Origin of the sequence: Mesorhizobium sp. B2-5-13 (assembly GCF_006440535.1) — a bacterium.
GTDB lineage: Bacteria > Pseudomonadota > Alphaproteobacteria > Rhizobiales > Rhizobiaceae > Mesorhizobium > Mesorhizobium salmacidum.
In genome coordinates this window covers 374578-388272 of record NZ_VFUI01000002.1, presented here as the reverse complement: position 1 = coordinate 388272, position 13695 = coordinate 374578, and the positions used below count along the sequence as shown (strand labels likewise).

The 13695-nt window shown below is 63.6% G+C and carries 13 protein-coding genes; 6 read left to right on the top strand and 7 right to left on the bottom strand.

The genetic code is table 11. The features are described from left to right. Positions 1 to 147 precede the first annotated feature (147 nt). Positions 148 to 1902 carry an ABC transporter ATP-binding protein gene (locus tag FJ434_RS05125; protein WP_140746273.1) on the top strand — a complete coding sequence of 585 codons (1755 nt, stop codon included), beginning with the start codon at positions 148 to 150 and terminating at the stop codon, positions 1900 to 1902. A 44-nt stretch (positions 1903 to 1946) separates the two neighbouring features. Here the strand turns inward: FJ434_RS05125 and ilvD are convergent, their stop codons facing one another. Further along, a complete protein-coding gene (ilvD, locus tag FJ434_RS05120; protein ID WP_140746270.1) occupies positions 1947 to 3791 on the bottom strand; it encodes a dihydroxy-acid dehydratase in 1845 nt (614 codons plus the stop codon). 241 nt (positions 3792 to 4032) lie between these two features. Between ilvD and FJ434_RS05115 the strand changes: the two genes are divergently transcribed. Beyond that, a complete protein-coding gene (locus FJ434_RS05115; RefSeq protein ID WP_027142181.1) occupies positions 4033 to 4503 on the top strand; it encodes a VOC family protein in 471 nt (156 codons plus the stop codon). Between the two features lie 171 nt (positions 4504 to 4674). Here FJ434_RS05115 and FJ434_RS05110 read toward each other — a convergent pair whose 3' ends face one another. From FJ434_RS05110 to FJ434_RS05100, 3 genes are all read right to left on the bottom strand, one after another. Further along, positions 4675 to 6267, bottom strand: a complete 1593-nt coding sequence (locus FJ434_RS05110) for a peptide chain release factor 3 (protein WP_140509158.1) — start codon at positions 6265 to 6267, stop codon at positions 4675 to 4677. Positions 6268 to 6367: 100 nt separating this feature from the next. After that, a complete protein-coding gene (locus tag FJ434_RS05105) occupies positions 6368 to 7297 on the bottom strand; it encodes a haloalkane dehalogenase (protein ID WP_140746267.1) in 930 nt (309 codons plus the stop codon). Further along, positions 7294 to 7890, bottom strand: a complete 597-nt coding sequence (locus FJ434_RS05100; RefSeq protein WP_140746264.1) for a TetR/AcrR family transcriptional regulator — start codon at positions 7888 to 7890, stop codon at positions 7294 to 7296. Before FJ434_RS05100 ends, FJ434_RS05105 begins: the two co-directional genes overlap by 4 nt. Positions 7891 to 8010: 120 nt before the next feature. On the opposite strand from FJ434_RS05100, the gene FJ434_RS05095 reads away from it, so the two are divergent. After that, positions 8011 to 9084, top strand: a complete 1074-nt coding sequence (locus tag FJ434_RS05095) for an FAD-binding oxidoreductase (protein ID WP_140746261.1) — start codon at positions 8011 to 8013, stop codon at positions 9082 to 9084. Here FJ434_RS05095 and FJ434_RS05090 read toward each other — a convergent pair. The 3 genes from FJ434_RS05090 to FJ434_RS05080 all read right to left on the bottom strand — a co-directional run bounded on the left by FJ434_RS05090 (position 9078) and on the right by FJ434_RS05080 (position 11691). Continuing rightward, on the bottom strand, positions 9078 to 10451 hold the full coding sequence (locus FJ434_RS05090; protein ID WP_140746258.1) for an amidase: 1374 nt from the start codon (positions 10449 to 10451) through the stop codon (positions 9078 to 9080). The two genes, FJ434_RS05095 and FJ434_RS05090, sit on opposite strands and share 7 nt — an antisense overlap. Before the next feature lie 121 nt (positions 10452 to 10572). Continuing rightward, positions 10573 to 11427, bottom strand: coding sequence for a class II glutamine amidotransferase (locus FJ434_RS05085; protein ID WP_246675887.1), 855 nt, complete (start codon positions 11425 to 11427; stop codon positions 10573 to 10575). A 15-nt stretch (positions 11428 to 11442) separates the two neighbouring features. Then, a complete protein-coding gene (locus FJ434_RS05080) occupies positions 11443 to 11691 on the bottom strand; it encodes a DUF6356 family protein (RefSeq protein ID WP_140509146.1) in 249 nt (82 codons plus the stop codon). A 112-nt stretch (positions 11692 to 11803) separates the two neighbouring features. On the opposite strand from FJ434_RS05080, the gene FJ434_RS05075 reads away from it, so the two are divergent. The 3 genes from FJ434_RS05075 (at position 11804) to FJ434_RS05065 (ending at position 13582) form a co-directional block, all read left to right on the top strand. After that, complete coding sequence (locus tag FJ434_RS05075) at positions 11804 to 12274, top strand: Lrp/AsnC family transcriptional regulator (protein WP_140509144.1); 471 nt, start codon at positions 11804 to 11806, stop codon at positions 12272 to 12274. A gap of 96 nt (positions 12275 to 12370) precedes the next feature. Next, positions 12371 to 12856 (top strand): dUTP diphosphatase, encoded by a 486-nt coding sequence (gene dut / locus FJ434_RS05070; RefSeq protein WP_140716520.1) that lies wholly within the window; start codon positions 12371 to 12373, stop codon positions 12854 to 12856. A gap of 54 nt (positions 12857 to 12910) precedes the next feature. After that, complete coding sequence (locus FJ434_RS05065) at positions 12911 to 13582, top strand: HAD family phosphatase (protein WP_140746255.1); 672 nt, start codon at positions 12911 to 12913, stop codon at positions 13580 to 13582. The last annotated feature ends 113 nt before the right edge of the window (positions 13583 to 13695 follow it).

Sequence of the window (13695 nt, the reverse complement as noted above, 5' to 3'; positions counted from 1 at the left end):
TCTCATCATCCCGCTTGAAGAATCACAGTTGCATCGTGTCTCAAAAGGCAGCCTGCCGCAGCGGTTTCTTTCCATGGCGGCAAGGTTCCCTCCGGCGGCAACTCCCTCTATAAGCCGCCTTCGTCATCCCGGCATCAAGGATCAGCCGTGTTTCGCTTCTTCCGCTCGACGGAAAACCAGCGCCTCGTCGCAAGGCTGCTCCGGGAATCGTTCCGGCAGCACAGGGCCGGCTACGCCGCCGCCATCCTGTCGATGCTGGTGGTGGCCGGCATGACGGCCGCCAGCGCCTGGATCCTGCGCGAAATAACCAATGAATTCGTGATCGACAAAAGGGTCGATCGCGTCAACATGATTGCCGTGGCGGTCGCCGCGATCTTCATCGTCAAGGGCATCGCCAACTTCGTCCAGGCCTACTTCATGAGCCGGGTCGGCAACGCCATCATCGCCGAACGGCAGCGCAAGATCTACGACCGCGTCCTGGCGCAAGGCATCGAATTCTACCACTCGACCTCGTCGTCCGACCTGATCACCCGCATGACCAACAATGCCCAGGCGGCGCGCAACGTGCTCGACCTCATCGTCACCTCCTATGTGCGCGACCTGGTGACGCTGGCTGCCTTGATTGGGGTCATGGTCTGGCAGCAGCCGGCGCTGTCGCTGATCTGCTTCGTCGTCGGTCCGCTGGCCATCTATGGCGTCAACCGCATCCTGAAGCGTGTGCGCAAGTTCGCCGCCATGGAGTTCCGTTCGGTCGGCCAGATCGTCCAGGTGATGCAGGAAACCGCGATCGGCGTGCGCGTGGTCAAATCCTTCAACCTCGAAGGCTTGATGCGCAAGCGCATGTACAGGGCGGTGTCCGATGTCGAGGACCGGGCCAACAACATCGCCGCGCTGGAAGCGGTGACCAATCCGGTGATGGAAACGCTGGCCGGTCTGGCGATCGCCGGCGCCGTCATGGTCAGCGGCTTACTGGTTCTGAAGGGCGGCCAGATGCCTGGCAACATCATGGCCTTCATCGCGGCGCTGCTGCTTGCCTATGAACCGGCAAAGCGCCTCGCGCGCGTCCGTATCTCCCTGGAAAGCGGCATTGTCGGCGTGCGCATGATGTTCCAGTTGGCCGACGAGCCTCTGACATTGGCCGAGAAGCCGGATGCAAGGCCGCTTCATGCCGGACCTGGCGAGATCCGGTTCGACGCCGTCAGCTTCGCCTATCAGAATGGCCCGCCAGTGCTTGACCGGTTCGACCTGGCTCTTGCGGCCGGCAAGATGACGGCGCTGGTCGGCCCCTCCGGCGGCGGCAAGTCGACGATCCTGAACCTTATCATGCGCCTATATGACCCGAAGAGCGGCAGGGTGCTGCTTGACGGACAGGACATTTCCTATGCCACGCTCGCCTCGCTTAGGGAAAAAATCGCCTATGTCAGCCAGGACACGTTCCTGTTTGCCGGCACGATCATGCACAACATCCGGCTTGGGCGGCAAGATGCGACCGACGACGAGGTGATCGCAGCGGCCAAGGCGGCCAACGCGCATGACTTCATCATCGCGCAGGCGAAAGGCTACGAAACGGATGTCGGCGAGAATGGCGGCCTTTTGTCGGGCGGTCAGCGCCAGCGCATCTCGATCGCCCGCGCTATGCTGCGCAACGCCGAAATCCTGCTGCTGGACGAAGCGACCAGCGCGCTCGATGCCGAATCCGAGGCGCTGTTCCGCGATGCGCTGCAACAGCTGACGGAGGGGCGCACCACGATCGTCATCGCCCACCGCTTGTCGACCGTGCACCAGGCCGACACGATCGTGGTGCTGGAAGCCGGCAAGGTGGTGGAAAGCGGCCCGCACAAGACCCTGCTGGGGCAAGGCGGGCTTTACCAGAAGCTTTATGAGTATCAGCTGATGCCGTGAGGTTTTTCCTTCTCCCCTTGTTGTGGGAGAAGGAAGAACCGCCCTTACTCCGGCACGTGCCTCACGGCCCCCTTGTCGGCACTGGTGGCGAAGGCAGCGTAGGCGCGCAGCGCGGTCGTCACCTTGCGCTTGCGCTTTTCCTGCGGCTTCCAAGCGTCCGCGCCCTTGGCCTCCATGGCCGCGCGGCGCGCATCGAGTTCCGCGTCGTCCACGGCGAGGCGGATGGTGCGGTTCGGGATATCGATCTCGATCGTATCGCCCTCCTGCACCAGCCCGATCAGCCCGCCTTCCGCCGCTTCAGGCGAAGCATGGCCGATGGACAGGCCCGAGGTGCCGCCGGAGAAGCGGCCATCGGTGACCAGCGCGCAGGCCTTGCCCAGGCCCTTCGACTTCAGATAGCTGGTCGGATAGAGCATTTCCTGCATGCCGGGGCCGCCGCGCGGTCCCTCATAGCGGATGACGACGACATCGCCAGCCTTGATCTCATTGGCAAGGATCGCCTTGACCGAAGCGTCTTGGCTCTCGAAGACGCGCGCCGGACCGGTGAATTTCAGGATCGACTCGTCGACGCCGGCCGTCTTCACGATGCAGCCGTCGAGCGCCAGATTGCCTTTCAGCACGGCAAGGCCGCCATCTTTCGAGAAAGGCGTCTTCGCCGAGCGGATGACGCCGGTTTCGCGGTTCGTGTCGAGCTCGTCCCAGCGGCGGTCCTGGCTGAAAGCGACCTGTGTCGGCACGCCGCCGGGAGCGGCGAGGAAAAAGTCGCGCACATTCTGGCTCGAGCTGCGCGAAATATCCCAATGGTCGAGCGCTTCGCCGAGGCTGGCGGTATGCACCGTCGGCAGATCGCGATTGATCAGTCCGGCCTCGTCGAGCTGGCCGAGGATGGCCATGATGCCGCCGGCGCGATGGACGTCTTCCATGTGCACGTCGGACTTAGCCGGCGCCACCTTGCAAAGGACAGGCACCCGCCGCGACAGCCGGTCGATGTCCTCCATGGTGAAGTCGACCTCACCCTCATGGGCGGCGGCCAGGATGTGCAGCACCGTGTTGGTCGAGCCTCCCATGGCGATGTCGAGCGTCATGGCGTTCTCGAAGGCGCCCTTCGAGGCGATGCTGCGCGGCAGTGCGCTCTCGTCATCCTGCTCGTAGTAGCGCTGGGCGAGATCGACGACGAGATGACCGGCCTCGACGAACAGACGCTTGCGGTCGGCATGTGTGGCCAGCGTCGAGCCGTTGCCGGGCAACGACAGGCCGAGTGCCTCGGTCAGGCAGTTCATCGAGTTGGCGGTGAACATGCCCGAGCAGGAGCCGCAGGTCGGGCAGGCCGAGCGCTCGATGACCTTGACGTCCTCGTCGGAGATCTTGTCGTCGGCAGCGGCCACCATGGCGTCGACCAGGTCGAGCGCCTGCGTCTTGCCGGCCAGCACGACCTTGCCGGCTTCCATCGGCCCGCCGGAGACGAACACGGTCGGGATGTTGAGGCGCAGCGAGGCCATCAGCATGCCGGGGGTGATCTTGTCGCAGTTGGAGATGCAGACCATGGCGTCGGCGCAATGCGCGTTGACCATGTATTCGACGGAATCGGCGATCAGCTCGCGCGACGGCAGCGAATAGAGCATGCCGTCATGGCCCATGGCGATGCCGTCGTCGACCGCGATGGTGTTGAATTCCTTGGCGACACCGCCGGCCTTCTCGATCTCGCGCGCGACCAGCTGGCCGAGGTCCTTCAGATGAACATGGCCGGGCACGAACTGGGTGAAGGAATTGACCACCGCGATGATCGGCTTGCCGAAATCACTATCCTTCATGCCTGTGGCGCGCCACAGGCCGCGGGCGCCGGCCATGTTGCGGCCATGGGTGGTGGTGCGGGAACGGTAGGCGGGCATGTTTTTTCCTTGGTGGCTGGCCGCGCCGGGCGCGGCGGCGCTGAATTTTGATCGCAGGGGTTATAGACGCGCAACTATGGTCTGGCCACAATTTTGCAATGCGCCAGATTCTCCAGGAAAATCCGGTGCCGTTGTCGGATCGGGCGTATCACGACCGTCCTTGGGCAGACGGCAAGAAATGGCGCCATTCCGGGAGCCAGCCGTTTCATTGTGGCAGCAAGAAGCAACCGAGGAGAACGACATGCAAAAGATCACCACCTTCCTGTGGTTCGACGACCAGGCCGAAGAGGCCATGAACCATTACGTATCCATCTTCAAGAATTCGAAGGTGCTGAGCGTCACGCGCTGGCCGCAGGGCCATGCTTCGGAAGGCAAAGTGCTGGTGGCATCGTTCGAGCTCGACGGTGTGCAGTTCCAGGCGCTCAATGGCGGCCCGCAATACAAGTTCACGGAGGCCATGTCGCTCTCGATCGACTGCAAGACGCAGGACGAGGTCGATCATTTCTGGAGCAAACTCACCGAAGGCGGCGGCGAGCCCGGCCGATGCAGCTGGCTGAAGGACAAGTTCGGTGTTTCCTGGCAGGTCGTGCCGGAGCAGTTGCCGCGACTGCTTCAGGATCCTGACAGGGCCAAGGCCGGCCGGGTGATGTCAGCGATGATGCAGATGGGCAAGATCGATATCGCCAAATTGGAGGCGGCGGCGAAAGGGTGAGAAGCGGTCCGCGTAGCGGACGAAAAGCCAATTGCTTGGCTTTTCGAGCTTCGAACGCCCGGAGCTTGCGAAGGCCGGGGGATTGAGTCTAACGATCCTTGAAGTCGGCGCTGCCCCTCATCCGCCCTTCGGGCACCTTCTCCCCGTGAACGGGAGAAGGAAAAAGGGTTCTTATGCCGCTTTGTCGCGGACCTGATAATCCTTGATCGTGGCGAAGCGGATCGCTTTCCAGCGCTCGGCTTCGTAGTTCAGCGAGAAGGCGTGCTGGGCGAGGAAGACCGGGTCGTTGTCGAGGTCGCGGGCGATGTCGCCGCGATGCGCCTCGATGAAGCGAAGCACCTCGGCCTTGTCATCGGCCGAGATCCAGCGGCAGACCGAAAAGCGCGACATCTCGAATTCGACGGGCAGCGTGTATTCGAAGTTCAGCCGCTCTTTCAGCACATCGAGCTGCAGGGCGCCGACGACGCCGACGATAGCCGGTGAGCCGTCCTCGGGCGAAAACAGCTGCACCACGCCTTCCTCGGCCATCTGGTGCAGCGCTTCCTTGAGTTTTTTCGCCTTCATCGCGTCGCCGAGGCGGACACGACGCAGGATTTCCGGGGCAAAATTCGGCACGCCGCGAAACAGGATTTCCTCGCCCTCGGTCAGCGTGTCGCCGATGCGCAGCGTGCCGTGGTTGGGGATGCCGACGACATCTCCGGCGAAGGCTTCGTCGGCGGTGACACGGGTGCGGGCGAAGAAGAATTGCGGGGCCGAGAGGCTCATCGGCTTTCCCGTGCGCACCAGCTTGGCCTTCATGCCGCGCTCGAGCTTGCCCGAGCAGACGCGCACGAAGGCGATGCGGTCGCGGTGGTTGGGATCCATATTGGCCTGGATCTTGAAGACGAAGGAGGTCATTTTTTCCTCCGTCGCCTCGATGGTGCGGGTGTCGGCCTCCTGCGCGCGCGGTGGCGGACCAAAGGCGCCAAGCGCCTCGATCAGGTCGCGCACGCCATAATTGCGCAGCGCCGAGCCGAAATAGACCGGCGTCAGATGGCCCTCGCGAAAAGCGTCGATATCAAGGGGTCTGCACGCCTCTCGCGCGAGCTCCAGTTCCTCGATGAAAGCCTCGCGCTCGTTTTCCGGCAGCAGGCCGGCAACGCGGTTGGAATCGGGACCGTTGACCGGCGTGCGTTCCTTCTCGTCGTCGCCCTTGCGCACGGCGTTCAGCGCCAGGTGATAGGTGCCGGAAAAAGTCTTGCCACGGCCAATCGGCCAGGTGATGGGCGCGGTGTCCAGCGCCAGCTTCTGCTCGATCTCGTCCAAAATCTCGAACGGATCGCGGCTTTCACGGTCCATCTTGTTGACGAAGGTGATGATCGGGATGTCGCGCAGCCGGCAGACCTCGAACAGCTTCAGCGTGCGCGGCTCGATGCCCTTGGCGGCGTCGATGACCATGACGGCCGAGTCGACCGCCGACAGCGTGCGATAGGTGTCGTCGGCGAAATCCTCGTGGCCCGGCGTGTCGAGCAGGTTGAAGACGTTGTCCTCATATTCGAACGTCATCACCGAGGTGACGACCGAAATGCCGCGCTCGCGCTCGATCTTCATCCAGTCGGAACGCGTCTGGATGCGGTCCTTCTTGGCCTTGACCTCGCCGGCAAGCTGGATGGCGCCACCGAACAGCAGCAGCTTTTCGGTCAGCGTCGTCTTGCCGGCGTCGGGGTGAGCGATGATCGCGAAAGTGCGGCGGCGCGCCACTTCCTCTGGAATAATTTCGGGCATTCTCTTGGGATTTCCGTGTGACAGGCCGGGCTTCTAGCAGCGCAGCGCCGGGCTGTCGACCGGTCCGGCGGCGTGAACGCCGCCGGTTGCATGGCTTGCTTCAGGCGGGTTCGTTCATGCGGCCCGCCTGAACGCCCCCCGGAAGCCAGCCGGCGATAGCGCTGCCGATCGTGTCGGCATGATCCTCCTGCAGGTAGTGCGCGCCAGGCCCGAGATCGATGAACCGGCAGTTCTTCAAGCTGGCCGCGAATTCGCGTGCGGCCTGCGGTGAGATCAGCGCGCCTGGATCGCCGGCGAACAGCAGTTTCGGATAGGTGGACAGCCGCAGCGCCCGATGGTCGTGTTCGCTGATGGCGGCGACGTCGGCGGGCTGGCCCTCGATCGGCAATTCCCGGGGCAAACGCAGCACCGGCCTGCGCGATAGCGGCGTCGGGAACGGCGCCCGGTAGACGGCCATCTCTTCGTCGCTCATTGTGCGCAGCACCGAGGCCGGCAGCAATTTTTCGACGAAGACATTGTCTTCCAGGACCAGCTTCTCGCCGACATCGGGTGTACGCAACGCCTTGAACATTTCGCGAGCTTGCGGACGCTGGTGAAAGTCCTCCCAACGCTCGAAGGGCCGGATGAACTCCATGAAGGCGAGGCCGAAAACGCGGCGCGGCCACCGCGCCGCAAGATGGAAGGCCAGGGCAGTGCCCCAATCCTGGGCGACCAGAACCATGTCCCTGATGTCGAGCGCGTCGAGAAAGGCGTCGAGGTAGCGGACATGGTCGAAGAAGCGATAGTCGATATCGGGCTTGCCGGATTGGCCATAGCCGATCAGGTCGGGCGCGATGCAGCGCCCGAACGGCGCCACGTGCGGGATGATGTTGCGCCAGATATGCGATGAGGTCGGATTGCCATGCAGGAACAGCACGGTCGGGCCGGACGCGCCGGCCTCGACAAAGGACATGGTCGAATCGAGGACGGCGATTTGCGAACGTCTCGGTGCGGCGACGCCCGCCTGAGGCATGTCGGCTTTCGAAGTCATGGGATCGGCTCCTTTCCAAAGACTGTACTGAAGATGATCTTCTTGAATCGCTCGAGCGGCTCGGGGCTATGCTCGACTTTCATACGCAGCATGGCGCCTTGCCAGGACGACAGCAGGAAGTCGGCAAGGTCCTCGGCATCGAAGGCTCTCGTGATGTCGCCGGTCGCCTGGCCTTCGGCGATGCAGGCCGCGAAGGGCCGACGCCAGCGCTCGAAGATAGCGACCAGCCGCAGGCGCAGCGGTTCGCTGTGCACGGCGGTCTCAAGACTGAGATTGCCGATCATGCAGCCGCGCGCCCAATCATGCGCTTCAAGCTTCGAGGTGATGAGATCGAGATAACGGCGCAGCCTGCCGACAGGCGGGGTCCCATCCCGGGCCAGCGCTGTTTCGACCAGTCCGCTCACATAGGCGAAATAGCGGTCGACCACTTCGCCAACAAATTGCTCCTTGGAGGCAAAATGGTTCGTGAAGGAGCCCGGCCGGGCGTCAGCCGCGGCGACGATGTCGCGTATGCCGGCGGCGGCATAGCCCGAGTCCCAGATGGTCTGGAAACCGGCATCGAGGAGTTTTTCGCGGAGTGATTGTCTAGCCATGGTCATATAATACGTACGTACGTATTGATGTCAAGCTGCCTTTTTTATGGCATTCGATGTTGGCAAGCGGCGGACAGGATGGCACTTGGATGACATGTCACCCTTGGATCAGGAGCGAACATGAGCGCCGGCAAACAAGTGATCGTCATCGGCGCCGGCATCATCGGTGCGTCGATTGCCTGGCACCTGACCAAAGCGGGCGCCCAGGTAACGGTCATCGCCGACAGCGAGGCCGGGGGTGTCGCGACGCTCAATTCCTTTGCCTGGATCAATGCCAGCTGGGGCAATGCGGAGCCTTATTTCCGGCTGCGCAGCCGCGCCATGGCCGAATGGTCTCGGCTGGCGAGAGACCTGCCCGGCCTGCCGCTCAACTGGTGCGGCGGCCTGTGCTGGGATCTATCGGCGGCGGATATGGGAACCTATGCCGCGGAGCACTCAGCCTGGGGCTACGGCATCGAGCGCGTCGACCGTGCCGGCGCGGCGCGCATCGAGCCGAATCTCGCCGAACCGCCGGATTTCGCTTTGCATGTCGCCGAGGAAGGTGTTGCCGAGCCGGTCGCAGCCTCCAAGGCCCTGCTGGCCGATGCCGAACAGCGCGGCGCGCGCATCCGTTCCAGTACGGTCACGGCGCTGATCCAGACCAATGGCAGGATAACCGGCGTGGGCACATCGCATGGGCTGATTGCCGCCGACGAGGTGGTGATCGCGGCAGGCGTCGGCTCGCCGGACATTGCCGCGACCGCCGGCATCAACCTGCCGATCGAGACCCCGCCCGGCCTGATCGTCCATTCGCGGCCATACAAGAAGCTGCTCAACGGACTGGTGCTGGCCGAGCGGCTGCACATGCGCCAGACGGCGGAAGGCCGTATCATCGCCGGCTCGGACTTCGGCGGCGCCGATCCGGGGATGGATGCCAAAGCCACCGCCCGCGCGTTGTTCGCGGCCACGAAAGCCATGTTGCGCGACAGCGACGGACTTGAGCTGGATTTCTACACGGTCGGCTACCGGCCGACACCGATCGACGGCTTTCCGATCATCGGCCGCGCCGAGGGCATGGATGGCGTCTACATCGCGGTCATGCATTCCGGCATCACGCTGGCGCCGGCCGTCGGCCTGTTCGCCACGCGCGAAATCCTTGGCGGCGAGCGCGACCCGCTGCTGGCGCCTTACGGACTGTCGCGCTTCGCTCAATAGCCGGGCGGACGACTGAAGCCGCCGGTCAAGGGCGCCATCCCCTTGCCCACGGCGAGCAGCCGCGCCTCCGACCAGCGTGCGCCGACAAGCTGCAGGCCGATCGGCAGGCCGTCGCTGTCCTGCCCGCAAGGTATCGAAAGCGCCGGGTGGCCGCTGTAGTTGAAGACGGCTCCGTAGGCCGGCAACATCCAGTAGCTCTGGTCCTTGCCGTCGACTTTGATCGCAGTGCCCGGCGCACAATGCGGGAATGCCGTGGTCATGGCGACCGGGCAGAGCAGCGCGTCCCAATCCTCGAAAAAACGGTCCCAGACGAGAATGGATTTGTCGCGGCGGGCCAGTGCCTCAAACCAGCGCGAGACCGATGCCGGCTCCTCCGGCGGTTCCTGCTGCGCCGCCTCCATCATCATGCCGATCAGCGCGCCGCCCTGGGCGAGATCGTCGTGCAGGTCGAGCTTGGGCAGTTTCGCTTCCTCGATGATGGCGCCGGCGTCTTGCAGTCGTCTTGCGACATTTTCGACCGCTGCACTGATGCCGCCGGCCACTGGGAACCCGGGAAAGGAGGGCGCGAAAGCGATGCGCAAAGTTTGGAGGTCGAGCTTCGGCATGGCCTCGACGGGCACCGGCGCAAGGTCGGTGTCGCGGTCGTCCGGGCCGGCGATGATCCGATAGATCAACGCCAAATCGTCGATGCTGCGCGCCAGTGGGCCGAGACAGGACATCAGCCGCACGCTTCGCGCCGCACCGCCTGGATCCGGAAAGGCGCCGGCCAGCGAAACGCGATGTTCCGTCGGCTTCAGGCCGTAGACGCCGCAGAACGCCGCGGGAAGGCGGATCGAGTCCTGCATGTCGGTGCCGATGTCGAACGGTGTCATGCCTGTGCAGACGGCGGCAGCGGCGCCGCCGCTGGATCCGCCCGGGGTGCGCTGGAGATTCCAGGGATTGCTGGTGCGGCCGAACAGCGGATTGTCCGATTGCCAGTCGGACAGCATTGTGGCGACATTAGTCTTGGCCATCAGCACACCGCCGGCTGTCTTCAACCTGTTAACGACGGGGCTGTCCTCTTTCGCCACATAGTCGGCGAAGAGCGGGAAGCCGACCGTGGTTTTCATCCCAGATGTCTCGTGCATGTCCTTCAGCGTGAAGGGGACGCCGTGCAGCGGCCCGAGCGCTTCGCCACGCGACAATGCCGCATCGGCCTCCTCGGCACGCTCGCGAGCCCCGTCCCTGTCGAGCGAGATGACGGCGTTGACGGCAGGATTGTGCCTGTCGATCTGCGCGAGGTGGGCGTCGAGCGCTTCGACGGCGGAGATTTTGCGCGCGGCGATGGCGGCGGCGAGATCGGTGGCTGAGGAAAAGGCGAGGTTCATGATCAAGGTTCCGGCTTGCTTGCCGCCGCCTCATCAAATGGCGGATAGCGGCGCGGCTTCAAGCGGAGTTGAGCATTCATTGGAGGTGGGCGCTTGATTGGGATTGCGTGAGGTCGGCACTCTACGGCGCCCCCCTCTGTCCTGCCACATTGCCGATTTGAGACATCGGCGAAGAAGACTTACCCGGCCAGCGCCAGCTTCGCCGCGGAGCGAACGGACGAATGTCGATGCCGTCCCTTGTCATGGTGACGAAGCTCGATGGCGGGATCGCCTGCCAGTCGCCGCCCTCTCGATCGAAGGGTTCGGAAACGATGCAGCGGCCAGCGCCCTTGCGGAAGATGGACGTGTAGAGCGTCGGCGCCTGGACGTCGGTGGCATAGCGCACCGCATGCAGCGCCTGCCCGTCGGAGAAGGCGGCGGTCAATTTCAGCGCCGGCTCGAGACCAGCGCGGCGCGAGGCTTCGAGCACGCGGGAGGTGGCGCGGGAAACGGCACCTTGCGGGTCGGACGAAAGCCCTTCGTCGATCATGAGCAGAAAAAACAGTTCGGAATCGGTGGTGCCTTCGCGCTGCTCGAAGACAGCGTCGGACAACGAGTTCTCCAGCGCGCGGCGGATCTTCTCGAAGCCGCCGATCTGGCCATTGTGCATGAACGACCAGCGGCCGGAGATGAACGGATGGCAATTCATGCGGCTGGTGGCGCCGCCGGTCGAGGCCCGCACATGCGCGAGAAACAGGCCGGATTTGATCTGCCGGCACAGGCTCTTCAGGTTGGGATCGGACCACGCCGGCAGGATGTCGCGGTAGAGACCGGGCTCCGGCCGGTCGCCGTACCAGGCAAGGCCGAAACCATCGCCATTGGTCGGCGACTTCGCTTCCTGGGCGCAGTGGCTCTGGGCGATCAGTGAGTGACAGGGCGCCGTGAGGATGTCTTCGAGAAAGACCGCTTCACCGAGATAGGCCGCCCACCGGCACATTGCTTCCGCCTTCCTTTAGGCGCGATCCGGAAGAGCAGCGGGCTCGTTGATCGCGTGTGTGCCTCTGTTGTGCGTCCGCTCGTAGAGCTCGCGAATGATTCGGCTGGCGGTAGTCTCAAAGAGAAATGGCAAGAAAGCGTGAACAAATGCTGCTGCCGCCGCCATCAGCAGGCGCGACGAAAACCATGTGGCGAAGGCCATATGGCCGAAATAGGTTTCACCGACCTTGGCCGGATGAGAGGTGAAAATCCTTGCGACCGACATGCTGGTTCCCTTCAGCGTTTGCGTTCCGATATGAGTATCCTGACACGCCTCACCGGTTCATTGGTCCCAAAATATCCTTGTATTTTGCGATTTCATGGGACAAGTATCCCACATGACACTGGCAATCGACGAACTTGATCGGAAATTGCTCGCCGAATTGCAACGCGACGGCACCTTGTCGGTCGACCAGTTGTCGGAGCGGGTGGCCTTGTCGCGCAATGCCTGCTGGCGGCGCGTCAAGCGGCTGGAGGAAGCTGGCGTCATCACCGGCCGCGTGGCGCTGGTCGATGCCGAGAAGCTCGGGCTTGGCCTTTCGGTGTTCATCCTGATCCGCACATCCAACCACGACCCGGACTGGCTGCAGAAATTCCGCGCTGCGGTGGCGGGCTTGCCCGAGATCATCGGCGTCTACCGCATGTCCGGCGATCTCGACTATGTGCTGCGCGCCCGCGTCGCCGACGTGAAGGCCTATGACCGGCTCTACCAGCGGCTGATCGCCAAGGTGGCTTTGTCGGATGTTTCCGCCTCCTTCGTCATGGAGGAGATCAAGGAGACGACCGTGGTTCCGATGGAAGTGCGTTGAGCCGTCCTCAGGCCACAGTGATGCCCGAAAGAAAGCCGTTGATAGCCCTGCGGTCGAGTTGACCGAATCGGCAATCGCGCCGATAGGATCCATTTTATGCGCGCAGCCCTTCAAACACCTTCCGTCATCGGTCCGACCGTCGGCTTCGTCAGGTTGCCACATGGTGAGGGTCTTCCGCTTCCCGCTTATGAAAGCGCCGGCGCCGCCGGCATGGATTTGCGCGCGGCGGTGCCCGAAGACCGGCCGCTTCTGATCCTGCCGGGCAAGCGCGCCTTGGTGCCGACCGGGTTGATCCTGGAAATTCCCGAGGGCATGGAGGGCCAGGTGCGGCCACGCTCGGGCCTTGCCTTCAAACATGGCCTCACCGTCCTCAATTCACCCGGCACGGTCGACAGCGACTATCGCGGCGAGGTGAAGGTGCTGCTGGTCAATCTCGGCGACGAGGACTTCGCCGTGACGCGCGGCATGCGGATCGCCCAAATCGTTTTCGGCGCCGTGACGCAGGTGGCGGTGGAAGAGCGTTCGCTGGCCGGCGGCACGGCGCGCGGCTCGGGCGGATTCGGATCGACCGGCACCGCCTGATGCATGGCTGTATTTCGGCATATCGAACCGATTTGTCGCGTAGACTGATCCAATATGACTGAAACACGGCCGCTGCCAAAGCTCGTCATCTTCGACTGCGACGGGATCCTGGTCGATACCGAGAACCTCGCCAACCGGCGCCTTGCCGAATGGCTAAGCGCGACCGGCTATCCCGCGACCTTCGAATATTGCCGCAAGAACTTCTCCGGCCGCAGCATGGTGTCAGTGCAGAAAGAGATCGAAGAGACGACCAACGTCAGGCTCGGCGCCGATTTCGTCGAGCGCTGGAATGCCGGCCTGCCGGATCTGTTCGCCCATGGCGTCGAGGCGATCCCTTATGTCCGGGAGTTCATCGAGGCGGTCCGCGCGGCCGGCATCGCCTATTGCGTCGCCACCTCGGCAAGGATCTCCAAGATGCACATAACCCTTGGCCAGACCGGGCTGTTGCCGCTGTTCGAACATGCCATGTTCAGTGCCACCATGGTATCGCGCGGCAAGCCGTTCCCCGACCTGTTCCTGCACGCCGCCAGAACCATGGGCTTCGCGCCCGCCGACTGCATCGTCGTCGAGGACAGCGTCGCCGGCACGCAGGCCGGGATCGCCGCCGGCATGCGGGCGTTTTCCTATCATGGCGACCCCTATTCCGACCGCGACGGCCTGATCCAGGCCGGCGGCATCCTGTTCGATGATATGCGCGAACTCGCCGGGCTGGTGCCGATCCACTGATTCGCCGGCCGTGTAGGCCGGGATAACGACATGCATAAAATCAGAAGCTTACAGCAGGTCGGGCGAATCCTATTCGCCGCGATATGCTGTAGCTGCGCGGCCCGGCAAGTCAT